This is a genomic window from Bradyrhizobium sp. 149 (genome assembly GCF_023073915.1).
In the GTDB taxonomy this organism is placed as follows: Bacteria; Pseudomonadota; Alphaproteobacteria; order Rhizobiales; family Xanthobacteraceae; genus Bradyrhizobium.
Map to the genome: position 1 here is coordinate 130,225 of NZ_JADPKK010000004.1, position 23,014 is coordinate 153,238.

Below are 23,014 nucleotides of genomic sequence, written 5' to 3' on the forward strand. Positions count from 1 at the left end.
CGGTTCCATCAGGCGTGATCGCCCAAAAGTCAGGCGCGGCCCCAAGAAGGGTGACCGATTGCGAACCGCTATTCATCGGCTCCAATCAGGGTGGCATGCAGGATGTAGCGCTCAGGGCCGGACGCGATGGCCTCGAACGGCCAGCAGGTCGCGAGCACGAGTTCGAACCCCTGAGTTGCGGGACCGATACCCGATGCATCGAAACGAACCACAGCGGAGGAATCCGTGCGATAGCGGAAGTGCTTGCCGTCACTGCGTGTGACCTCGATCACGTCACCAATGACAACATCCCGCAAGAAGCGGAAATGTGTGTCCCGATGGGCTGCATATACGGCAACCCCGCGCGCGCCCGCATCAGCCGTTTGGTGGATATGGCCGGGCCCGAAAGCAAGCGCCTGGCCGCTGGTGCCTTCCAGCACGATCGCGCTGGCGCCAATCCGCCTCACCTCGATCCGCGCGACCGGCCAGGTGTCGGCCCATGACCATGGCCTGACCACCTCGCCGGTCGCAACGCTCCGGTCGAACGCGCGCTCCAGCAGCACCTGCGCGAGCCACGCTTTGGCATGGATGTAGACGCCGTCGCCGAACAGGATGGCGCCGATCAGGGCGAGAACCAGGGGAGGAATGAAGCGGGGCATTGGTGCCACAATCGTCGTTGCGAGCGAAGCGAAGCAAGGACAGTAAAAAGGCGCGCGCGGCCGTTGGTGTGGGACGGGCAGCCGCGCGCGCTAACAGAGGAGATCGGGGGGCTCCTCTCTCAAGCGGCGTCAGTGAGCAAGGACTGACGGCGGTTGAACACGAACAGGATCAGGGCGAGCGCGATCAGGATCAGGCCTGCGATCATCTTCAGCTCGGCCGAGGTCGCGGTCTTGGGCAGGCGGATCGAATCGGGTGCGCCAGGCGTCGGCCGCCTCGTGGCCGGTTGGTTGCGCGCATCGGCGTGACGCTCGCGGAGTTGCGGCGGGGCCTGCCGTCGTTCGCCAAAGACCTTCGCGAAATCCCAACCGGCCGGCAGGTTGATCGGCAATTCGCTGAGCTTGAGCGGCTCACCCTCGGGACGGCTCGGCGTCTTGTCGACTGCGACCAGGCTGGTGAGCCGCGTGACAATTCGGTGGTCGAGCGCCAGTGCCAGGATCGCCTTATCTGAGTCTTCGGGCGTCATCTCGCGCAGGGTGCGCGCCACTTCGGCATCGTCGATCTTGCGCTTGGCCCAAAGTTTCGACAGGCCTTTGCCTTCGGCCGCATGTTGCAGCGGCAGCGTCACCGACCATGGGCGGTCGCCGACGCGGCCCTTGATCTCGACCGAACCCGCGAGCTTGTCGAGCTTTGCCGCCAGCACCAGCGGCTCGTCGCGATAGACGTCGGGAATGATCGTCGGCGTGGCGTCGGCCTTGGCTTCGGAGAACTTTGCGTTCAGGCCGGTCACGGCCGGGTTCTCAAGCTTGGCAAACAGGCCGCGCATGCGCTCCTCGACCTGCTCGACGGAGCCAATATGGGTGAAGGCACCGCGGCCGAGCTCGGCGGCGCGCGTCATCAGATACGTGTTGGGCGCCGACCCGATGCCGACCATGAACACGCGCGAGCGGCCGCGCATCGCCGTGATCGTTTCGAATAATTGCCGCTCGTTGCCGATCGCGCCGTCGGTCAGGAATACGACCTGGCGAACCGCGCCGGCGTCGCCGAGCCTGTCGGTCAGCGCGGCCCGCATCGCCGGCGCCATCTCGGTGCCGCCACGCGCCTGCAGCGCGCCGATGAACGAGGTGGCTTCACCGACGTGGGCGGCATCCGCCGTCACGGAGGCCGGAAACAGAACGTCCATGGTGTCGTCGAAACGGATGATGTTGAAACGGTCGGTCGGCTGGAGGCGGGAGAGCGCGTAAATGAGGCCTGCCTTGGCCTGAACGATCGACGTGCCACCCATCGAGCCAGAATTGTCGATCACGAACACCACCTCGCGCGGCAATGGCTTCTGCGTCGCCTGCTCGGCGGTGGGCGGGGTGACAAAGGCGAGCAGATAATCGGCGTCGCCGACGCGTTCGCGGAAGAGACCGACCGACGGCGCCTTCACAGCGGCCGGCTTCCAGGTCAGTTCGAAATCGCGGTCGGCAGGCACGGCACCGTCGGCAAGCGTGACGATTCGCGTCGTGTTGTCCGGGCTCTCGACCTTGGTGTTATGGTGGGGGCTCTTAACCTCGCCGAGCGCAAAGCCGGCGCTCAGGTGTACCGTGATGCTGGTTGGATTGACCGGCGCATTCCTGGCGGGATCCAGCACGGACGGCGAGATGCGGTCGCGATCCGGCACCGGGTCCGAATTCGTCGCGCCCCAGCCGGAGCCGTCGTTGCGGAAGTCGACGCTCTGGACGATCGGCGCCGGATTGTAGCGCGGCCCCACAACCAGCGGCAGGCGCAGCGAATATTCGTCGCCGGATTGATGCACCGGCTCCTGATATTCGATCTGCACCAGCACGGTTTCGCCGGGACCGATATTGGCGACCGAGTTGGTGAAGATGTTCGGCCGCTCCTGTTCGGTGAGCGCGGCCTTCTGGCCGCCGCGGCGAGCCTCGTCGTAGATCACGCGGGCCTGCTGCCGCTCCTTGATATCGCCGACGATGACGCGGTTACCGACCACCATCTTCAGCGTATCGACGGCACCGCCGGCGGGGAGCGGATAGACATAGGTCGCCTCGACCCAGTCCTTGGTCGGATTGCGGAATATCTGGGTGACGCGGGCGCGCAGCGTCGGGCCTGATACCGTGATGTCGACGTCGATGCCGAGGCGGATCGCTTCAGTGTAGGCGCCGTCCTCCTTGAGGAGGAGAGACCCGGATTTGGCATCGCCGGGCTGGAGCAGGCTGGCCTGCTCCGTCGTCGCCGACCAGCTCGGCGCAAAGCTCACCAGCAGGGCCACGACGGCGACCAGCATCACCGCGACGCCCTGCACCAGAAGAAACAATCCGAGCCTGATCAGCCGCCCCAGCATGGGGTGTTCGTCGCTATCTGTCGTGTCGTTGGTGTCCATGTGCCCTGCTCCCGAGGATGTTCGCTGGCCCTGAGCATCCGCCGGGACAGCCCGATTTCGCGAGCAGAATGATCGGCAATGATCCGCCGCGGCCGGCCCGCGCGAGCCGCCGCCGGGTGGCCAAGTGCGGTTTTGTGCTGACTTGTCCGCCCTGCTAGAATGCCGTCCTGGAGCAGGGACACGATGCAGCCGCAGGACAAGTTCACCGACAAGCAGCTTTCGGACGAGCAGAGCCGCGAGGTCGCGGAGACCATCCGCGAGGAGCTCGCCAGGCGCCGGATCTCCCGGCAGGCGCTGGCCGAGCAGGCCAAGCTCAGCCTGTCGACTCTGGAGAAGGTGCTCGGCGGCCGACGGCCGTTCACGCTGGCGACCACGGTGCGGCTGGAGCAGGCTCTGGGCGTCTCCTTGCGCAAGAGTCTCGTCGTGGTGACGCCTCCGGCCGCAAGCGATGTCGCACCCGACAGCCTCGGTTCCTATGCGCACCGCGCGGTGACCTGGCTCGAGGACGTCTACATCACGCTGCGACCATCGTTCGGCGACAAGAACGCGATCTTTGCCTACCGCACCGAGATCGTCTGGGAGCCGAAGGTCTGCTCACTGGTGTTCCGCGAGGGTGAGCGGACCGATGCCGCCTATGAGCACACCGGCGAGGTTGCGGTGCCGCATCAGTCCGGCTTTATCTATCTCGTCATCATCAAGCACGGCCAGCATCGCGTGATCACGGTGTCGCGGCCGACGGTGGCCGGCGAGATGTACGGGATCATCTCGACGCTCCGCGCCGGCCCCGGCTCGCAGCTGACGCCGATCGCGGCGCCGATCGCCTATGTACCGGCACGGAACTTCGCGAAGCCCTCGCTGGGGCGAGTCGCGCCCGACGACGCCAACCATGAATTGTATCAGAGGCATCTGCGCCGAACGGTGGAAGAATCGTTCGCGCTGTTTCTGTCGGTATAGTCCGCGAGAATGGTCTGGGACGACGCTGCAGGCGGCTATAAGGGGGCATGCAGGACAAGCCCGCACTATACGGCGGCGAATCTCCGCTGTTCTCGATCATTATCCCGCTCGAATATCACCGCGGGCGGTGGGAGCTGTCCTGGCTCGGCTGGACGTCTCAGACTGCCGACAAATCGCTCTACGAGATCATTTTGGTCGTGCCGCCGGATTTCACGGCACGCGAGCAGCTGAAGGCGCTGGCCGGCGACAAGGCCCGCCTCGAATTCACCGATTCCGACCACGACGTCGGGCTCTGCGCATTTGGCGCGACAAAGGCGCGCGGTAGCCATCTGTTCTTCACGGAATCGCACTGCCGGCCCGAACCCGACGTGATCGAACTCTGCACTCGCGCCATCGATGCTCATCCGGACTGGGCCGGCTTTTCCTGCCGTTCGATCCCGATCTGCCATAACCGGTTATCCGTGGCAGAGGCCGCCATGTACCAAACCGACATCGACTTCGGCATGAAGCAGCATCCCTGGCGCAAGGTGCTGGATCAGTGTTTCGTGACGCGGCGCGACGTCTACTGGGAATGCGGCGGCCTGCGTGAGGAGCTCGGTCATTTCGCGGAATGGGTGCTTGCCGCCGCCTATCACGCGAGAGGCTATTCCATCGGCTATCTGGAGGAGGCGCGCTTCCATCACTACTACGTCGGTCAGATTGGTGAGCTGAAGGAGTTCACGCTCGACTTCGTGCAAGGCGAGATTCGCTATCTCAGCGAGGCGCATAGCGATCCCGGCGCCGAACTGCTCGACATTCCGATCGAGTGGAGCCAGCGGGACGAATTCGACGGCCCGCTTGCCCGCAATGCATTGAACGCGCTCGTGCGCTACAGCCTTTCGGGCCGAGGCTGGAAGCGGCCCGACGAGAAACTGCGTGCCTTCTGCCGCTGGGCGGCGCCCGCGCTGTTCGGCGACCTTCCCGCGCGTGCGGCGGCGCAGTTGGCGGTCGCGCATGCGTATGCGGTCCTGGCCGCTGTTACGGTGGCCAGGCCGAGCGGAGCCATCGCACGATGGATGAGGCGCTACATCGCGTCGCTGATCAGGCTCCAGAGACTCGGCTGCATTCATCGTCTCGGACGAGATGCAAGGTCTGTTGGTGGGCTTCTTGGTGAGCACGTTATCGCGCAGATTGGATTCCATGCCGAGGAATTCTCCGCCGGTCACACGTTCCGTTGGAGCGAGCCGGAGGCTGCCGTGCGGATCAAGGGAATGCCCGGCCGCAACGTCGTCCGCATTCGAAGCCCCGCACTTCGTGCGCCGCTGGACACCATCGGCACGCGCTTCTATGTCGAGGGCGCGCCTGTCGATTGCGACGCGGTCGTGACCGGTTGTGACGGCTACACGCTGAGCCTCGATCTGCCGCCGTCAGGCATTGCCATCCTCGCTTGGGCATGTCCTGTGTTCAGGGGCGTCGGCGATTCACGCCGTCTCGGACTGTCGATCGTGGCGATCGACGTCGGTCAGGACATGCTCGAGGGTGAACGTGCCGGGCGAGCATCGCCGTTCGGCGAAAAAGAATAGCGGCCCTTTGGCCGCTATGTGCCCAGCGCGTTGAACACCAGGAAGACCTCGTCGCTCTCGATCAGCTTGCGGATCTGCTCGACGGTCTTCGGCGGCGAGTAGCCGTCATCGTAGGAGATCCGGTTGATCTTGCGTCCATTGATGCCGCCCTGGTCGTTGATCATCTTGAAATAGGCTTCCTCGGTCTTGCCGATTGACGCCGTAGGCCGAAGCCGGGCCGGAATAGGCCTCGACATTGCCGATCTTGATCTCGGTGTCGGTCACGCCGGTGTCGTACGCTTTTTGCGCATACGCGGTTTGGAAAGCGCCCGCGAGAGGGCGCTTTGATCAGGCGTTGGCGGCTTTCTAGTCGGCTTCCGTGGCGACCGAGAATTCCTTGCGCAAGGTCGGCTTGTGGATCTTGCCGGTGGCGTTGCGGGGTAACGCATCGACGAAGCAGACCTGGCGCGGGCATTTGAATCGCGCGAGATTCGCCGCGCAGTGCGCGAAGACATCGGCTTCGGTCAGCCGCTGGCCGGGCTTGGTCGCGACGATGGCGAGGCCCACCTCGCCCCATTGCGCATCGGGAATGCCGATCACGGCGGCTTCCGCGATGGCGTCGAGTTGGTGCAGGACGTTCTCGACCTCGGCCGGATAGACGTTCTCACCTCCCGAGATGTACATGTCCTTCCAGCGGTCCACGATGTAGTAAAAACCTTCCTCATCGACGCGCGCCGCGTCGCCCGTGTGTAGCCATCCGTCGGTGAACGACGTTTTGTTCGCCTCCGGCCTGTTCCAGTAGCCCGGCGTGATGTTCGGTCCCTTGACCCAGAGTTCGCCGAGCTCGCCGACGTCGGCGTCGCTGCCGTCAGGACGCACGATGCGCACTTCCGTGTGCAGCACCGGCTTGCCGGCGGAGCCGGCTTTGCGTGCCGCATCCTCGCGGTCGAGCACCAGCACGGCCGGCGAGGTCTCGGTCATGCCGTAGCCCTGCTGGAGCGCGACGCCGCGCGCCTCCCACACTTTCAGCAGCGGCACCGGCATGGGAGCGCCGCCGACACCGCCGACGATCAGCCGGCCGAGGTCGGTGGTCGCGAACGCCGGATGCTGGGCCATGAACTGGTAGATCGCCGGCACGCCGAAGAACACGTTGATGCCCTGCGCGGGATCGTTGATCAGGCCGAGCGCCGCGCCGGGATCGAAGGCGCGCATGATCAGCACGGTGCCGCCGGCATGCAGCACCGGGTTGGTGTAGCAATTCAGACCGCCGGTGTGGAACAGCGGCAGCACGGTGAGCAGCACCGAGGATGGCCCGATGCAAGCAGGGCCGCCGAGATTGACGCAATTCCAGAAGGTCATGCCATGCGTGATGGTGGCGCCCTTGGGATGACCCGTCGTGCCCGACGTGTACATGATGGTCGAGACATCATCGAGCGTGACCTCCTCGGCCCGGTCCAGCTGCTTTGCTGCGGCGATGCCGGCCTCGTAAGTGGCGCCCGGGCCTAGCAGCAGGTGTGAAGCAATGCCGCAGAGCTTTGCGACCGCGAGGGCCGTCTCGGCAAGATCGGCGTCATGGATCATCACTTTCGGCGCGCAGTCAGCCGTGATGAACTGGAGCTCGGGAACGGTGAGGCGGGTGTTCAGCGGCACGAAGATCGCGCCGAGCCGCCCGCAGGCGAACTGCACCTCCAGCGCATCGGTCGTGTTCAGGGCCAGCACCGCGACGCGGTCGCCGCGCGAGACCTTCAGCGTGTGACGCAGGAAGGAGGCAAGACGTGAGATCCTCGCGTCCAGCTGCACATAAGTGAAGCGGCGCTCGCTCGCGAGATCGATCACCGCAACCTTGTTCGGCGTGCGGCGGCCATGATGGACGATCCAGTCGTAGTAACGAACGGCCACAAATTCCTCCCCCGGCGGTCCTGGTACCGCCTGCGTCCCTATTGCTGGCACCATGCCCAGCGTGGCCTTGGGGCCAGCCGGAGTTTGTGCATCGACGTTTTTTTGTTTCAGAGTTGGCCTGCGGGGGACGAAAATCGTCTTGCGTTGAGTTGCTAGGGCATGGACTGCGCGCAGTGGTCCCCCGGCCAGCCACTCCGCGCAAGTGAGCCGCCAAGGTTCCGGCCATGGTGGACGAGACGAATCCGCCAGCAAGGCGAGAGTGCGATGAAGAGCCCGTTTTATACCGCCGAGCATGACGCTTTTCGCGAAATGATGCGCCGGTTCGTCGACAAGGAGATCGCGCCGTTCGCCCATGAATGGGACGAGGCTGGCGAATTCCCCCGCGCGCTCTATCGCAAGGCGGCCGGGATCGGGCTCCTGGGGCTCGGATTCCCCGAGGAGTATGGCGGGATCGCCGCCGACCAGTTCATGAAGATCGTCGCCAGCCAGGAGCTGGCGCGGGCGGGCGCCGGGGGCGTCAGCGCCAGCCTGATGAGCCATACGATCGGTTCGCCGCCAATTGCGCGGGCGGCGCGCCCCGAGGTTAGGGCACGCGTGCTGCCTCAGGTGCTCGCTGGCGAGAAGATCTCCGCGCTCGCGATCACCGAGCCGGCTGGCGGCTCTGATGTCGCGGGCCTCCAGACCAAGGCGCGGCGCGATGGCGATCACTACGTCGTGAGCGGGGAGAAGACCTTTATCACCTCGGGCATGCGCGCCGACTATCTGACCGTTGCGGTGCGCACCGGCGGCGAGGGCGCCGGCGGTGTCAGCCTGCTCCTGATCGAGGGGAATACGCCCGGCCTTTCGCGGACAAAGCTGAAGAAGATGGGCTGGTGGGCCTCTGACACCGCAACGCTGCATTTCGATGAGTGCCGCGTACCGGCCGAAAACCTGATCGGCGAGGAAGGCCATGGCTTCAAGATCATCATGCGGAATTTCAACAGCGAACGCATGGGCATGGCGGCGGGCTGCACCGCGTTCGCGCGCGTCTGCCTCGACGAGGCGATTGCCTACGCCAAGGAGCGCAAGACCTTTGGCAAGCCGCTCGCGCAGCACCAGGTGATCCGTCACAAGATCGTCGACATGGCGCAGAAGGTCGCCGCATCGCAGGCGATGCTGGAGATGCTGGCCTGGCGGCTGGAGCAGGGCGAAAGCCCGGTCGCCGAAATCTGCATGATGAAGAACCAAGCGACCCAGACAATGGCATTCTGCGCCTCTGAAGCCGTGCAGATTTTTGGCGGCGCAGGATTCATGCGCGGCATCAAGGCCGAGCGCATCTACCGCGAGGTCAAGGTCAACGCCATCGGCGGCGGCACCGAGGAGATCATGAAGGATCTGGCGTCGCGGCAGATGGGGTTGTGATTGATACCGTCATTCCGGGGCGCGCGTAAGCGCGAACCCGGAATCCAGAGATGAGTCTGATGTCGAGATTCCGGGTTCGACGCTGCGCGTCGCCCCCGGAATGACCAGGAAAAGAGAATGCTGTTCACCGCCGAGCACGACGAGATCCGCCGCTCCTTGCAAAAATTCATCGCCAACGAGATCAATCCTCATGTCGATGAATGGGAGAAGGCCGAGATCTTCCCGGCGCACGAGCTGTTCAGGAAGATGGGCAGCCTCGGCTTTCTCGGGCTGAACAAGCCGGTCGCATTCGGCGGCTCCGGCCTCGACTATTCCTACGCGCTGATGATGGCCGAGGAGCTCGGCAAGCTCGCGGAGATGCAGACCGAGGTCGAGCTGCTGCGCGCGCTGATCTACCGGGCGGCGAGGCGCTGGTGGCCGGCGAGGATGTCACAAAGCTTGCGACCATGGCCAAGCTGAAGGCTGGCCGGCTCGGCCGCGAACTTACCGATGCCTGCTTGCAATATTGGGGCGGAATGGGCTTTACCAACGAGACACCGGTCAGCCGTGCCTATCGCGACAGCCGCCTGACATCAATTGGCGGCGGCGCCGACGAGGTCATGCTGATGGTCCTGTGCAAGATGATGGGTACGCTGCCCGGCAGCATTAAGGTTTGAGCATGATCTTTTCGGAAAACCGCTGCACACTTTTCCAAATCATGCTCTAGGGGGAATGCCTGATGATCACGCTCTATCACTGCGACGCCGCGCGCTCGTTCCGTCCGCTCTGGATGCTGGAGGAGATGGGGCTTCCGTACGAATTGAAGATGCTGCCGTTCCCGCCGCGGGTCTTCGCCAAAGAGTATCTCGCGCTCAATCCGCTGGGCACGATTCCCTTCTTGGTCGACGGCGAGACCAAGATGACGGAATCGTCTGGCATCTGCCATTACCTCGGCATCAAGCATGGACCGACGCCGCTGATGGTCGGGCCGGAAGATCCCGCCTATGGCGCGTTCCTGAACTGGATGTATTTCAGCGACGCCACGTTAACCTTCCCGCAAACGCTGGTGCTCCGATACACCCAGCTCGAGCCGGAAGAGCGCCGCAATCCGCAAGTCGCCGGCGATTACGCCAAATGGTTCCTGGGCCGGCTGCGCGCCGTCGAGGCAGCCACCGCAAAGACCGAGGCCTTGTGCGCCGGCCGCTTCACCGCCGCTGACATTGTCATCGGCTACGCGCTCCGCCTCGCGGACAATATCGGACTTGCCAAGGATTTTGGGCCAAATGTCGCAGCCTATTGGGCGCGCTTGCAGCAGCGGGATGGCTTCAAGCGCGCGGTTGCTGCGGAGCAAAAGGCCGGTGCCGAGCAGAACGTGGCGCCAAGGGTGAGGGCGTAAGCCCACCCTCCCGGAGTGCCGCCGTTTTGCGCTCCATGATAGCGCTATCCCGCCGTGACAGCGCCCAAATTTCCGCTAAGGTGATCTCCGTCCGCAGCGGCCAAAGAGCCGCGCGAGGAGGATCCCAATGGAAGATAACGGTCGCGAATCCGACCATTTGATGCTGATCACGCCGGAGCGGGTATTCTACGCCGGCCTGCTCGGTCGCCCCCGCAAGCGGACCCCCGGCTGCTGCCACGTCTATGTCGCGGTGAGGGGTAGTCTGCATCTGACCATCGACGACGCCCTCGCCACGGGCGAACTTTTCGTCACCCTGCCGAACCAGCGGCATTCCATTGCCAGCGACTATCGCACCGCGATCAGCGTGACGCTGGAGCCGGAGAGCATGCCTGACGGCGTGATCGAGGCCTTGGCCGAGCGACTCACCGGACCCGACAGCGCCGCCTATGCTCGCAAGATCCTCGCCGCCTACACGCTGTTGCGTCAGCGTCGCTATGCGAACATCACCACTGCCGAATTCGACGAGATGTGCTTTGGCGAAGCGCTGCCGCGCCGCGTGCTCGACCCGCGTGTGGCGCGCGCGGTCGCCCGCATCGGCCGCTTCACAGGTGAGCCCGTGACAGCAGACATTTGTGCAGCGGACGCCGGACTTTCGGCTTCGCGCTTCCTGCATCTGTTCAAGGAAGAGACCGGCATCTCGTTCCGCTCCTTCCGCGCCTGGAAGCGCGCGCGGCATCTGCTGCACTTCGCCAACCAGGACCTCAACCTCGCCCATCTCGCGCAGGACATCGGCTATCCCGATTCCACCCATTTCAGCCACTCGATCCGCCGCTTCTACGGATTGAAGCCGCGCGCGATCTTCGTCGGATCGCGTGATCTTGCGATTTATCGCAGCAGCGAGACGGTGAGGCTGGCGGAGGCGAGCTAATCGACCTACGATTTCTCGCTTTTTCCCAGCTTCTCCGCGCAAGAAGCCGCACGCCGCCCATCACATGATCGCAAACGTTGAATTATCAACGTGCGAGACATTCAAGGCATGAGCGACAAGGCCGTCATCACTTGCGCGCTGAACGGCGTGCTCACTGACCCCAGGCAGCACAACGTGCCTGTGACGCCCGAGCAGATGGCGCGCGAGGCCAAGGCGGCGTTCGATGCGGGCGCGTCCATCATGCACATCCATCTGCGCCAGCAGGCGCCGGACAAGGGGCACCTCCCGTCCTGGGAGGTCAGCGTCAGCAAGGAGATCCAGCAGGCGATCCGCGAGGCCTGCCCCGGCGTGATCATCAACCACACCTCCGGCGTCTCCGGGCCGAACTACAGCGGTGCGCTGGATTGCATCCGCGAGACCAGGCCGGAGGTCGCAGCCTGCAATGCCGGCTCGCTGAACTATTTGAAGGTGAAGGCCGACAACAGCTGGGCCTGGCCGCCGATGATGTTCGACAACGCGGTCGAGAAGGTGAAGGACTATCTCGACGTCATGAACGCGGTCGGCACGATTCCCGAATTCGAATGTTTTGACGTTGGCATCGTCCGCTGCGTCGGCATGTACCGCCAGGTCGGCATGTACAAGGGCCCGCTCGAATATAATTTCGTGATGGGCGTCGCCTCCGGCATGCCGTCCGATCCCGATCTGCTGCCAATCCTGATCAAGCTGAAGCGTCCCGAGGCGCATTTTCAGGTCACCGCGATCGGCCGCGAAGAAATCTGGCCGCTGCATCAGCGCTGCGCCGAGCTCGGCGGTCATCTGCGCACCGGTCTCGAAGATGCCTTCTATCTCGCCGACGGCAAGAAGGTGACGTCGAACGGCCAGCTGATCGAGGCCATCGCCGCCTGCGCCCGCCGTGCCGGCCGCGAGATCGCGAGCCCGGCGGAAGCGCGAAAGATTTTTGGGACCAATAGGTAAGGTATCGCCCCACCGTCATTGCGAGCGAAGCGAAGCAATCCAGAATCTTTCTGCTGAGGCGGTCTGGATTGCTTCGTCGCTCCGCGCCTGACGAGCAGGATGAATTTATGTCCATTCTCGAAAACACCATCTCACCCGGCAGCACAGCCTACCATGCCAACCGCGACGGCATGCTTGGCCTGATCGACCGCATGCGCGCGCTGGAAGAGCGCACGCGTGCGGCGTCCGCCGCGGCGAAAGATCGCTTCCACAAGCGCGGGCAGCTGTTGCCGCGCGAGCGCGTCGCGCTGGTGCTCGATCCCGGTGCGCCCTTCATCGAGCTGTCCACCCTCGCCGGCTACATGTTCGACGTATCAGATCCGGACAAGAGCGTCCCCGGCGGTGGCGTCATCGCCGGCATCGGCTTCGTCTCGGGCATCCGCTGCATGATCAGCGCCAATGATTCCGGCATCGATGCCGGCGCGCTCCAACCTTACGGTCTGGACAAGACAATACGCGTGCAGGAGCTCGCGCTGGAGAACAAACTGCCCTATGTCCAGCTGGTCGAAAGCGCCGGCGCCAATCTCCTGCGTTACCGCGTCGAAGACTTTGTCCGCGGCGGCAATATCTTCCGCAATCTAGCGCGGCTTTCGGCGGCAGGGCTGCCCGTCGTCACCGTGACTCATGGCTCTTCGACCGCCGGCGGGGCCTATCAGACTGGCCTGTCCGACTACATCGTCATGGTCCGTGGCCGCACTCGCGCCTTCCTCGCGGGGCCGCCGCTGCTCAAGGCTGCCACCGGCGAGATCGCGACCGAGGAGGAACTTGGCGGCGCCGAGATGCACACGCAGGTTTCCGGTCTCGGCGACTATCTCGCCGAGGATGATCGCGACGCCCTGCGCATCGCGCGCGAGATCATGGCGGCGCTGGAATGGGAGCGGCCGGACAAGGGAGGTGCGCAATACAAGCCGCCGCGCTACGATCAGGACGAGCTGCTCGGCATCATGCCAATGGACCACAAACGCGCAGTGGACATGAAGCAGGTCATCGCGCGCATCGTGGACGATTCCGATTTCACCGAGATGGCGCCGAACTATGGCCCGGCGACCGTCTGCGGCCATGCCCGCATCGAAGGCCAGGCGATCGGCATCGTCACCAACAACGGTCCGCTGGATCCGGCGGGCGCCAACAAGGCGACGCACCTCATCCAGGCTTGCTGTCAAACCCGCACACCGCTGCTCTATCTCAACAACACCACCGGCTACATGGTCGGCAAATCCTACGAAGAAGCCGGCATGATCAAGCATGGCTCGAAGATGATCCAGGCGGTGACCTCGGCGACAGTGCCGCAAATCACCATCTATTGCGGCGCCTCGTTCGGCGCCGGCAATTACGGCATGTGCGGGCGCGGCTTCCACCCACGCTTCTGCTTCTCCTGGCCCAACGCCAAGACTGCCGTGATGGGCGGCGAGCAGGCCGCCGAGACCATGGCGATCGTGACCGAAGCCGCCGCAGCACGGCGCGGCAAACCGGTCGAGAAAGAAAAGCTCGACGCCATGAAGGCGCAGATCGTCGGCGTGTTCGACGGCCAGATGGACGTGTTCTCGACCAGCGCGCGCGTGCTCGACGACGGCGTGATCGATCCGCGCGACACCCGCGCGGTGCTGTCGGAAGTGCTCGCAATCTGCCGCGAGGGCGATGCGCGTACGCCCCAGCGCATGCAGTTTTCAGTGGCTCGCCCATGAGGAACGGATCAGTGCAGCACCGACCGTTCTTCAAGGTCTTGATCGCCAATCGCGGCGAGATCGCGCTGCGCGTGATGCGCAGCGCGCGGGAGCTCGGCCTCGGCGTCGTCGCGGTCTACTCGGATGCGGATCGCGACGCGCTTCATGTGCGACAGGCCGACCAGGCGGTGTGCATCGGCGAAGCGCTGCCGGCGCAATCCTACCTCAACATCCCCGCGATCATCGCGGCCGCCAAGGCCAGTGGCGCGGATGCCGTGCATCCCGGCTATGGCTTTCTCGCCGAGAACGAGGATTTCGCGCAGGCCTGCAAGGATGCCGGCCTCGTTTTCATTGGCCCGTCGCCGCAGGCGATCGCGGCAATGGGCAACAAGGCCGATGCCAAGGAGATCATGAAAAAGGCCGGCGTGCCCGTCGTGCCCGGCTATCAGGGGGCCGATCAGGGCGATGAGGTCATGCTCGCGGAGGCCAGAAAGATCGGCTTCCCCGTGATGATCAAGGCGGTCGCCGGCGGCGGTGGCCGCGGCATGCGGCTCGTGACGGATGCCAATTCATTCCCCTATGCACTGCGTAGCGCGCGGTCCGAGGCGAAGGCGGCCTTTGGCGATCCGACGGTGATCCTCGAACGCGCTATCCAGAATCCCCGTCACATCGAGATTCAGGTGTTTGGCGACAGCCATGGCAACGCCATCCATCTCGGCGAGCGCGATTGCTCTGTGCAGCGGCGGCATCAGAAACTGATCGAGGAGGCGCCGTCGCCCGCGGTCACGCCCGAGTTGCGCGGAAAGATGGGTGAGGTCGCGGCCGCCGCGGTGAAGGCGCTGCGTTACGAGGGCGCCGGCACGCTCGAGTTCCTGCTCGATACGAGCGGCGAGTTCTACTTCATGGAAATGAACACGCGCCTCCAGGTCGAGCATCCCGTGACCGAGGCGATCACCGGGCTTGATCTCGTCGAATTGCAGCTGCGCGTCGCGCGCGGCGAGCCATTGCCGGTGAAGCAGCAGGACATTCGCTTCACCGGCCACGCCATCGAGGTCCGGCTGTGCTCCGAGGACGCCGCGCATGATTTCATGCCGCAGTCCGGGCGCATGGCGCGCTGGCAGGTGCCTGATGGCATCCGCGTCGAGCATGCGCTGCAATCGGGCTCCGAGATTCCGCCGTTCTACGATTCCATGATCGCCAAGGTGGTCAGTCATGGCGCGACACGCGAGGAGGCGAGGGGGCGTCTGATCGTCGCCCTGGAGCAACTGACCGGCTTCGGCGTGACCACCAACCAGGCGTTCCTGATGTCCTGCCTGCGTCATCCCGGCTTCGCCAAAGGCGAGGCGACGACGGCGTTCATCGGCGGGCATCGCGACGAGTTGCTGGCGCCGCGTTCGGACGCCGCATTCGATACGTCCCTGGCAGGCCTGCTGCTCTACGTCACGAACCCGCGTGCGCGATCATGGCAGGGCGGCCGGAGCCTGTCGACAACATTCCCGCTGCCTGCGAAAGTCGATATCGCTGGTCACACACATGAGCTCGAAGTCACGCGCGAGCGCGATGGCAGTTACACCGTTGCCATCGACGGCCGGCAGGACACGTTCGAGATCGATCAGCTCCAGGCTGGCGCCATTCGGTTCCGCCATGACGGCGTGATGGACACCGCCAAATTCCTGCGCGACGGCGACCGGCTCTACCTCCAGCACCGAGGCGTCCCGCTCGCGGTCACCGATCTCACGCTCGCCGCGCCGAAGGCCGCCGCAAGCAACGGCGGCGACGGCAAAGTGCGCGCCGCGATGAACGGCCGCGTTGTCGCCGTCCTGGTCAAACCAGGCGACCGCGTCGCCGCGGGCCAGCCGGTATTGACGCTCGAAGCGATGAAGATGGAGCACGTCCACAAGGCCGGCATCGACGGGGTGGTCGCAGCGATCGACGTCGCCGAGGGCGAGCAGGTGACCACGGGGCGGATCGTGGTGAAGATCGGGGCATCGTAGGGCGGCAAGGCAGCTATACGCTACGAGATCGCATTGCTCCGCCCCGTCCCCTCATTGAGCAAACACGCCACCTGGTGCCGCTCGCCCGCGGCCACCAGCGCCGGCCGTTCCGTCCTGCACCGCTCCATCGCAAACCGGCAGCGGGTGTGAAACGCGCATCCGGACGGCGGATTGACCGGGCTCGGCACATCGCCGTCCACAAGCGGCACGAGCTTCTTCGCAAGCGGGTTCGCAACCGGTACCGAAGCCAGCAGGGCCTGCGTGTAGGGATGGCGCGGATTGCGAAACAGCTCGTCCTTGTCGGCAATCTCGACGATGCGGCCGAGATACATCACGGCGACGCGATGGCTGATATGGGCCACCACGGCGAGGTCATGCGCGATGAAGAGATAGGAAAAGCCGTGCTCGCGTTGCAGATCAATCAACAGGTTGATCACCTGCGCCTGGATGGAGACGTCGAGCGCGGAGACCGGCTCGTCGCAGACGATCAGACGCGGTCCGAGCGCCAGCGCGCGCGCGATGCAGATGCGCTGGCGCTGGCCGCCGGAGAATTGGTGCGGGAAGTTGTGCATCTGGTCGGGCCGCAAGCCCACCTGCTCGAACAGCTTTGCGGTGCGCGTCTCCAGTGCCTTGCCGGTCGCGAGTCCGTGCACGAACAGCGGCTCGCCGACGATGTCTCCGGCAGTCATGCGCGGATTTAGAGAGGCGAACGGATCCTGGAACACGATCTGCATCGAGCGGCGATGCGGACGCAGCGCGGACTTGGAGAGATGCGTGATGTCCTCGCCTTCGAGGCGGATCTGGCCGGAGGTCGGCTCGACCAGCCGCAGCACGCTCCGCGCCACCGTCGACTTGCCGCAGCCGGATTCGCCGACAAGGCCGAGCGTCTCACCGCTGGCAACCGAAAACGAGACGCCGTCGACCGCATGCACTGTGCCGATTTGCCGGCGCAACACGCCGGCGCGCACTGGATAGTGTTTCTTGAGGTCGGTGACTTCGAGCAGTGCCTCGGTCATGCCACCTCCGCAATCTCGGCCGCGCGCCAGCAGGCCGCGAGATGGCCGCCGCCCCAATCGGTGAGCGGCGGATATTCGGCCTCGCAGCGCTTGATCGCGAGCGTGCAGCGCGGCGCGAAGGCGCAGCCCTTGGGCAGCCGCACCAGCGACGGGACCGTGCCGGGAATTTCGTTCAGGCGTGCCTGCGTGGCGACGTCCGCCGCCGGCACCGCCGGGATCGATGCCATCAATCCGCGCGTGTAGGGATGCTTTGGCGCAGCGAACAACGCCTCGACGCTCGCTTCCTCAACCTTCCGTCCCGCATACATCACGATGACACGCTGCGCGGTCTGCGCGACGACACCGAGATCATGCGTGATCAGCACGAGCCCGGTGCCGAGCTCTTTCTGAAGGTCCAGGATCAGCGCCAGGATCTGCGCCTGGATGGTGACGTCGAGCGCGGTCGTGGGTTCGTCCGCGATCAGCAGCGCCGGCCGGCACGCCAGCGCCATTGCGATCATGGCGCGTTGGCGCATGCCGCCGGACAGCTGATGCGGATACTCCCGCGCGCGCCGCGCCGGTTCGGGAATGCGCACCAGGCGCAGCATCTCGACTGCGACATCCTGAGCCTCTCGGTTCGACATGACCCGGTGCAGCTGTACTGCCTCGGCGATCTGGTCGCCGATCCGCATCACCGGATTGAGCGAGGTCATCGGCTCCTGGAAGATCATGGAGATGCGGTTGCCCCTGACAGCGCGCATCTCTGCTTCGTCCAGCGTCAGTAGATCAGTGCCTTCGAGCGTCACGGAGCCGCCGACGACGCGGCCGGGCGGATCTGGCACCAGCCGCATCAGGGAGAGGGCCGTGACGCTCTTGCCGCAGCCGGATTCGCCGACGATGGCCAGCGTCTCGCCGCGGCTGACGGTGAAAGAGATGTCGTCAACCGCCTTGAACAGGCCGGAATTGGTGAAGAACACCGTTTTCAGGTTCTTCACATCGAGCACGAGATCGGATTTTTCTGCCATCAGCCGCGCTGCCGGGGATCGAGGATGTCGCGCAAGGCGTCACCGAACAGATTGGCGCCGAACACCGCAAGGCTGATGGCGATGCCCGGGAAGATCACCAGCCAAGGCGCCGTGCGGACATACTCGGCGGCGGATTCAGAGAGCATGCGGCCCCACGACGGATAAGGCTCGGGAATGCCGAGGCCGAGGAAGGAAAGCGAGGCTTCAGTGAGGATGGTCGAGCCGAGCTGGGCGGTCGCAAGCACGATCAGCGGCGCCAGCGTGTTCGGCAGCACGTGGCGCAGCGCGATGCGGACCTCGCTCATGCCGATCGATTTGGCGGCCTCGACGAATGGCAGTTCACGCAACGCCAGCGTGTTGGCGCGGATGACGCGTGACACCGTCGGAATCAGCGGAATGGCGATCGCAATGATGACGTTCGGCAGGGACGGCCCAAGCGCGGCGGTCATGATCAGGGCCAGCACCAGCAACGGCAGCGCCTGCAGGACGTCGGAGACGCGCTGGAATACGAGATCGACCCAGCCGGAGAGATAGCCCGAGGTCAACCCGACGATCACGCCGATGCTGCCGCCGAGCGCCGTCGAGCCGATCCCGACCGCCAGCGAGATCCGCGCCCCGTGGATGATGCGGCTGAAGACATCGCGGCCGAAGGAATCAGTGCCCATCCAGTGTGCCAGGCTTGGGCGCGCCAGCGCCCGGGCGGCGTCGATCGTCAGGGGATCATAACGCGCGATGAGATCGGCGAATATCGCGGTGAACACGAACAGGGTCATGATGATTAGACCGGCCGCACCCAGAACATGCCGCTGCGCCAAAAACAGCACGCGTCGCCAACCGCCGGTCGCGTGCGCCCCGGCGCGTCTCAGTTCAACGTCATAGTCGATCGCGGCCAACAAGCTCTCCTAATCCGTATATCGGATACGCGGGTCGAACACGGCGTACAGCATGTCCACGATGAAATTCGCGCTCACCACGACGATGGCAATCAGCATCACCAGGTTCTGCACGATCGGGTAATCGCGCCAGCGAATCGCCTCGACCAGGAAGCGCGCGACGCCGGGAATGTTGAACACGGTCTCGGTGACAATGAGGCCGCCGATCAGGAACGCCGCCTCGATGCCGATCACGGTGATGACGGGCAAAATCGCATTCTTCAGCGCGTGCTGATAGTTCACGGCGGCTTCCGATGCGCCCTTGGCGCGGGCGGTACGAATATAGTCCTGCCGCAGCACCTCCAGCATCGAGGAGCGGGTGATGCGCATGGTCAGTGCCGCGCTGCGGAAGCCGACGGCGGCGGCGGGCACGGCGTAGGTTGCGAACGCCTCCAGCCAGGTCTGTGGATTGGGATTGAAGATCGGCATCTGGTTGAACATCGCCACCGATGCGGTGAGGATGAGCAGGCCCAGCCAGAACGAAGGCAGCGACAATCCGCTCAGGCTCACTACACGCAACGCGTAATCGAGCCTCGTTCCCTGTTTCACCGCGCTGATGACGCCCAAGGGAATGCCGATCGACGCCGAGAACAACAGCGCCAGGCCGGCGAGCCGCGCGGTGATCGGGATCCGTGGCAGGATCTCCTGAAGCGCGGGCTTCTCGGAGACATAGGAGTAGCCGAAATCGCCGCGCAGGAAGCCGCTGATCCAGTGCCAATATTGCACCACCAGCGGCTGGTCGATGCCGAGCTCCCTTTCCAGATTGGCCTTGTCGGCGGGATCGACATAGCCGGCCGCAGCGAACAGGATGTCGACGATGTTGCCGGGGACGATGCGCAGCAGGAAGAAGATGACGATCGAGATTCCGAACAGGGTCACGAGCATCAGGAACAGGCGCCGCACCAGATAGGCAAACATGCATCGCCTCCCGTCGAACCCGTCAGCGGCTAGCGCTACTTGTCGATCCAGACATCCTCGTAACGATAGCCATTATAGGAGCTGTTGGACATCACCGTCACGCCCTTGACGTAAGGCTGCCAGCAGCTGCCGGTGCGTGCGTGGAAGATGATCGGGCGGGCGACGTCCTCCTGCAACTTCTTGTCGATGTCCCATACCAGCTTCTTGCGCTTGTTGACGTCGGTCTCCTGGGACTGCACGTCGAACAGCTTTTCGATCTCCTTGTTGCAGTAATTGGTATAGTTGCGCTCGGAGCCGCAGGAATAGTTCTCGTAGAAGGACTGGTCAGGATCGTCGACGGCGTTGCCGGTCAGATTGAGCCCGAGCATGTAGTCCTTGCGCGCGATCTTCGGAAACCAGTTCGCGGTCTCGACCACGTCGAGCTCGCCGTCGATATAGATGCTCTTGAGCTGGTCGATCAGGATCACCGCGGGATCGCGGTAGACCGGAATGTTGCGGGTCGAGACCTTGACCGCGAGATGCTTGTCCGGCCCATAACCGGCCTTCTGCATCAGTTTTTTTGCTTCCTCGCGGTTGGCGTTGATGTCGAGGCCGTAGCCCGGAATGGTTTCGAGCATCTCTTTCGGCATGCCCCACAGCCCGTTCGGCGGCGGCAGCAGGGTGCCGCCGATGTCGCCCTGGCCCTCGAACAAGATCGAGATGAAGGCCTTGCGGTCGAGCGACAGCGCCATGGCGCGGCGGATGTCGATATTGTCGAACGGCGGCGCGGACGAATTGACGATGATGTTGGTGGCGACATTGTTGGGTTCGACCACGCAGACCGCGTTCGGCGCCTGCGATTTGACGTCCTTCAGGAGCGGGATGCTCACTTCGGTCGGAAAGGCCATGTCGAACTTGCCGGCGACGAAGGCGAGGATGGCGGTCGAGCGGTTCGGGATGATGGTGAACTCGATGCCGTCGAGATAGGGCCGGCCCTTGCGCCAATAGTCGGGATTGCGGGTCAGCTTGATCGATTCATTGGCCTTGAACTCGACGAATTTGAACGGGCCGGTGCCGATCGGGTGCGTGCGCATGTCGCCGGGCGAGACGTGGCAGGGATAGACCGGCGTGTAGCCCGAGGCCAGCAGCGCCAGCAGCGAAGGCTGCGGCCGCTTCAGGTTGAAGGAGACCTCGATATCGCCGTTGGTGGAGACGTCGTTGACCTGTTCGTACCAGGTCTTGCGCGGGTTCTGTCGGAACTTCTGTTGCGACTTGCCCATCAGCATGTCGAAGGTGCATTTGACGTCCGCCGAGGTGAACGGCTTGCCGTCGTGCCACTTCACGCCCTGGCGGAGCTTGAAGGTCAGTGTCTTGTTGTCATTAACCCAGGCCCAGCTCTCGGCGAGTTCGGGCACGATGGTGTCCATGCTGTTCTGCGCCACGTCCTGCTTGTAGATGACGAGGTTGTTGAACACCGGCATGAAGGGAACGTTGAGCGAGTAGGTTGCGCCCTCGTGGATCGAGGCATTGCCGGGACTGTCGCGGTGATACATCCGCAAAATGCCGCCCTGCTTGGGCTCGGCGGCGAGTGCAATGGTCGAAACCGCAAGCAAAGATAGCGCCGCCGTTGCGGCGAGCGCCCGTACGCTCCGCATCCTCGTCCTCCCTGGACATCGGCCTTTTGCGGCCTGTTTGAAGCGACGATAGCGACGCGAGGGGAGGGAGGCAACGGCCAACCCTCGTCACGGCCTTGGCACTTTGGATGACGTAAGGCCGCACGTGGCTCTTCTCACAATATGAGAGAGTTCCCCGGGTGTTGCGACTTCACACGATCCTGGACGCCTTGTTCCCCCAATACCGGTCCCTTAGCAGCCGCTTGTAGAGCTTCCCCGTCGGCAGCCGCGGCAACTCCTTCTCGAAATCGACCGAGCGCGGCACCTTTTGCCGAGACAGCGACGCCCCGCAGAAGGCGATCAGCTCTTCGGCGAGCGCCTCGCCCGGCACGATGCCGGGCATCGGCTGCACCACCGCCTTGACCTCTTCGCCGAGGTCGGGATTGGGCACGCCGAACACCGCGGCGTCCGCGACCTTCGGATGGGTGATCAACAAATTCTCGCACTCCTGCGGGTAGATGTTCACCCCGCCGGAGATGATCATGAAGGTCGCGCGGTCAGTCAGGTACAGGAAGCGATCCTCGTCGACATAGCCGACGTCGCCGACCGTGCTCATGCTGCCGTCGGCCGATCGCGCTTCCTTGGTCTTCTCCGGGTCGTTGAAATATTCGAACGGTGAGGCGGTCTTGAACCAGACTTGTCCTGGCGTGCCGGTGGGGCATGGCTTCATGTTCTCGTCGAGAACATGGAGATCGCCAAGCAGCACCTTGCCGACGGTGCCGCGATGAGCCAGCCATTCCGCGCTGTTGCAGGCGGTGAAGCCAAGGCCTTCGGTGGCGCCGTAATATTCGTGGATGATCGGTCCCCACCATTTGATGATGTCGTCCTTGACCTGGGCCGGGCAGGGCGCGGCGGCATGGATCGCGATTTCGAGCGACGACAGGTCATAGCGCGTGCGCACCTCCTCCGGCAGCTTGAGCATGCGCGAGAACATCGTCGGCACCAGCTGGGTGTGGGTGATGCCCCACCGCTCGACGAGCTGCAGATAACGCTCGGGATCGAACGCTTCCATGATGATCACGGTGCCGCCCATGCGGATCGTGAGGTTCACGGCGGCCTGCGGCGCCGAATGATAGAGTGGCGCCGGCGAGAGGTAGACCATGCCCTCGCGGTATTGCCAGAGTTTTGTCAGGAAATCGAACAGCGGCAGGTTATGCTTCGGCGGCTCCTCCGGCAGCGGCCGGATAATGCCCTTCGGCCGTCCCGTCGTGCCCGATGAATACAGCATGGCGGTGCCGAGCCATTCATCCGGGATCGGACTCTTCGGCAGATCGGCGGTCACCTCAGTGAGGCCGACGATGCGCTCGCTCTCGCCGGGACCGTCGGCGACAATGCACAGCTTGATGTCGGGGCAGACCTTGATCGCCTCGCGGGCGATATCGAGCTTCGCAACCGACGTGATCAGGATTTTGGACTGGCTGTTGACCAGGAGATAAGCGAGTTCGCCCGGCGTCAGGAACGAGTTGATGCAGGTGTAATACAGCCCGGAGCGCTCACCCGCGCCGCAGGCTTCGAGGTAGCGGGAATTGTTTTCCATGAAGATCGAGTAGTGGTCGAGCCGCTTCAGGCCTTGCTCGCGGAACAGGTGCGCCAGCCGATTGCTGCGCGCGTCGAGCTCGCGATAGCTGACGGCCTCGCCCGTCGCCGCCATGATGAAGGCGGGCTGGAGTGGGCGCAGGCGGGCATGCTGACCTGGGTACATC

Annotated in this window: 17 protein-coding genes and 2 pseudogenes; 9 read left to right on the top strand and 10 right to left on the bottom strand. The window is 64.2% G+C overall.

Going from position 1 to position 23,014, the window contains the following annotated elements:
• Positions 1 to 68: 68 nt before the first annotated feature.
• Entirely contained in the window at positions 69 to 638 is a 570-nt protein-coding gene (locus IVA88_RS00910; protein ID WP_247495419.1) for a class GN sortase, read from the bottom strand.
• Positions 639 to 757: 119 nt separating this feature from the next.
• On the bottom strand, positions 758 to 3,019 hold the full coding sequence (locus tag IVA88_RS00915; protein ID WP_247495420.1) for a marine proteobacterial sortase target protein: 2,262 nt from the start codon (positions 3,017 to 3,019) through the stop codon (positions 758 to 760).
• Between the two features lie 183 nt (positions 3,020 to 3,202).
• Between IVA88_RS00915 and IVA88_RS00920 the strand changes: the two genes are divergently transcribed.
• Together IVA88_RS00920 and IVA88_RS00925 are read left to right on the top strand one after the other, a co-directional pair.
• Positions 3,203 to 3,973, top strand: a complete 771-nt coding sequence (locus IVA88_RS00920; RefSeq protein WP_247495421.1) for a helix-turn-helix transcriptional regulator — start codon at positions 3,203 to 3,205, stop codon at positions 3,971 to 3,973.
• A gap of 47 nt (positions 3,974 to 4,020) precedes the next feature.
• Entirely contained in the window at positions 4,021 to 5,535 is a 1,515-nt protein-coding gene (locus tag IVA88_RS00925; protein WP_247495422.1) for a hypothetical protein, read from the top strand.
• Between the two features lie 17 nt (positions 5,536 to 5,552).
• Here IVA88_RS00925 and IVA88_RS00930 read toward each other — a convergent pair.
• Both IVA88_RS00930 and IVA88_RS00935 read right to left on the bottom strand, forming a co-directional pair.
• Positions 5,553 to 5,835, bottom strand: a pseudogene (locus IVA88_RS00930) (ABC transporter substrate-binding protein); the annotation flags it as partial.
• 45 nt (positions 5,836 to 5,880) lie between these two features.
• Positions 5,881 to 7,413, bottom strand: a complete 1,533-nt coding sequence (locus IVA88_RS00935; protein ID WP_247495423.1) for a long-chain fatty acid--CoA ligase — start codon at positions 7,411 to 7,413, stop codon at positions 5,881 to 5,883.
• 264 nt (positions 7,414 to 7,677) lie between these two features.
• Between IVA88_RS00935 and IVA88_RS00940 the strand changes: the two genes are divergently transcribed.
• The 7 genes and pseudogenes from IVA88_RS00940 (at position 7,678) to IVA88_RS00970 (ending at position 15,789) form a co-directional block, all read left to right on the top strand.
• Positions 7,678 to 8,814, top strand: coding sequence for an acyl-CoA dehydrogenase family protein (locus IVA88_RS00940; RefSeq protein ID WP_247495424.1), 1,137 nt, complete (start codon positions 7,678 to 7,680; stop codon positions 8,812 to 8,814).
• Between the two features lie 117 nt (positions 8,815 to 8,931).
• Positions 8,932 to 9,470, top strand: a pseudogene (locus tag IVA88_RS00945) (acyl-CoA dehydrogenase family protein).
• A gap of 62 nt (positions 9,471 to 9,532) precedes the next feature.
• Positions 9,533 to 10,189, top strand: a complete 657-nt coding sequence (locus IVA88_RS00950; RefSeq protein ID WP_247495425.1) for a glutathione S-transferase family protein — start codon at positions 9,533 to 9,535, stop codon at positions 10,187 to 10,189.
• A 127-nt stretch (positions 10,190 to 10,316) separates the two neighbouring features.
• Positions 10,317 to 11,117, top strand: a complete 801-nt coding sequence (locus IVA88_RS00955; protein ID WP_247495426.1) for an AraC family transcriptional regulator — start codon at positions 10,317 to 10,319, stop codon at positions 11,115 to 11,117.
• A 108-nt stretch (positions 11,118 to 11,225) separates the two neighbouring features.
• Positions 11,226 to 12,092: a 3-keto-5-aminohexanoate cleavage protein gene (locus IVA88_RS00960; protein ID WP_247495427.1), complete on the top strand. Its 867-nt coding sequence runs from the start codon at positions 11,226 to 11,228 to the stop codon at positions 12,090 to 12,092.
• Positions 12,093 to 12,199: 107 nt separating this feature from the next.
• The gene (locus tag IVA88_RS00965) at positions 12,200 to 13,816 is read left to right on the top strand and encodes a carboxyl transferase domain-containing protein (RefSeq protein WP_247495428.1); all 1,617 of its coding nucleotides are present in this window, start codon (positions 12,200 to 12,202) and stop codon (positions 13,814 to 13,816) included.
• On the top strand, positions 13,813 to 15,789 hold the full coding sequence (locus IVA88_RS00970; RefSeq protein WP_247495429.1) for an acetyl-CoA carboxylase biotin carboxylase subunit: 1,977 nt from the start codon (positions 13,813 to 13,815) through the stop codon (positions 15,787 to 15,789). The genes IVA88_RS00965 and IVA88_RS00970 overlap by 4 nt, the downstream gene beginning before the upstream one ends.
• A 20-nt stretch (positions 15,790 to 15,809) precedes the next feature.
• Here IVA88_RS00970 and IVA88_RS00975 read toward each other — a convergent pair whose 3' ends face one another.
• The 6 genes from IVA88_RS00975 to IVA88_RS01000 form a co-directional block, all read right to left on the bottom strand.
• Positions 15,810 to 16,805 (bottom strand): dipeptide ABC transporter ATP-binding protein, encoded by a 996-nt coding sequence (locus IVA88_RS00975; protein WP_247495430.1) that lies wholly within the window; start codon positions 16,803 to 16,805, stop codon positions 15,810 to 15,812.
• On the bottom strand, positions 16,802 to 17,809 hold the full coding sequence (locus IVA88_RS00980; RefSeq protein WP_247495431.1) for an ABC transporter ATP-binding protein: 1,008 nt from the start codon (positions 17,807 to 17,809) through the stop codon (positions 16,802 to 16,804). The genes IVA88_RS00975 and IVA88_RS00980 overlap by 4 nt, the downstream gene beginning before the upstream one ends.
• Positions 17,809 to 18,702 carry an ABC transporter permease gene (locus IVA88_RS00985; protein ID WP_247495432.1) on the bottom strand — a complete coding sequence of 298 codons (894 nt, stop codon included), beginning with the start codon at positions 18,700 to 18,702 and terminating at the stop codon, positions 17,809 to 17,811. Before IVA88_RS00985 ends, IVA88_RS00980 begins: the two co-directional genes overlap by 1 nt.
• Positions 18,703 to 18,711: 9 nt before the next feature.
• The gene (locus tag IVA88_RS00990; protein WP_247495433.1) at positions 18,712 to 19,659 is read right to left on the bottom strand and encodes an ABC transporter permease; all 948 of its coding nucleotides are present in this window, start codon (positions 19,657 to 19,659) and stop codon (positions 18,712 to 18,714) included.
• Between the two features lie 35 nt (positions 19,660 to 19,694).
• On the bottom strand, positions 19,695 to 21,293 hold the full coding sequence (locus IVA88_RS00995) for an ABC transporter substrate-binding protein (protein WP_247495434.1): 1,599 nt from the start codon (positions 21,291 to 21,293) through the stop codon (positions 19,695 to 19,697).
• A 169-nt stretch (positions 21,294 to 21,462) separates the two neighbouring features.
• Complete coding sequence (locus IVA88_RS01000; protein WP_247495435.1) at positions 21,463 to 23,013, bottom strand: AMP-binding protein; 1,551 nt, start codon at positions 23,011 to 23,013, stop codon at positions 21,463 to 21,465.
• Between the last annotated feature and the right edge of the window lies 1 nt (position 23,014).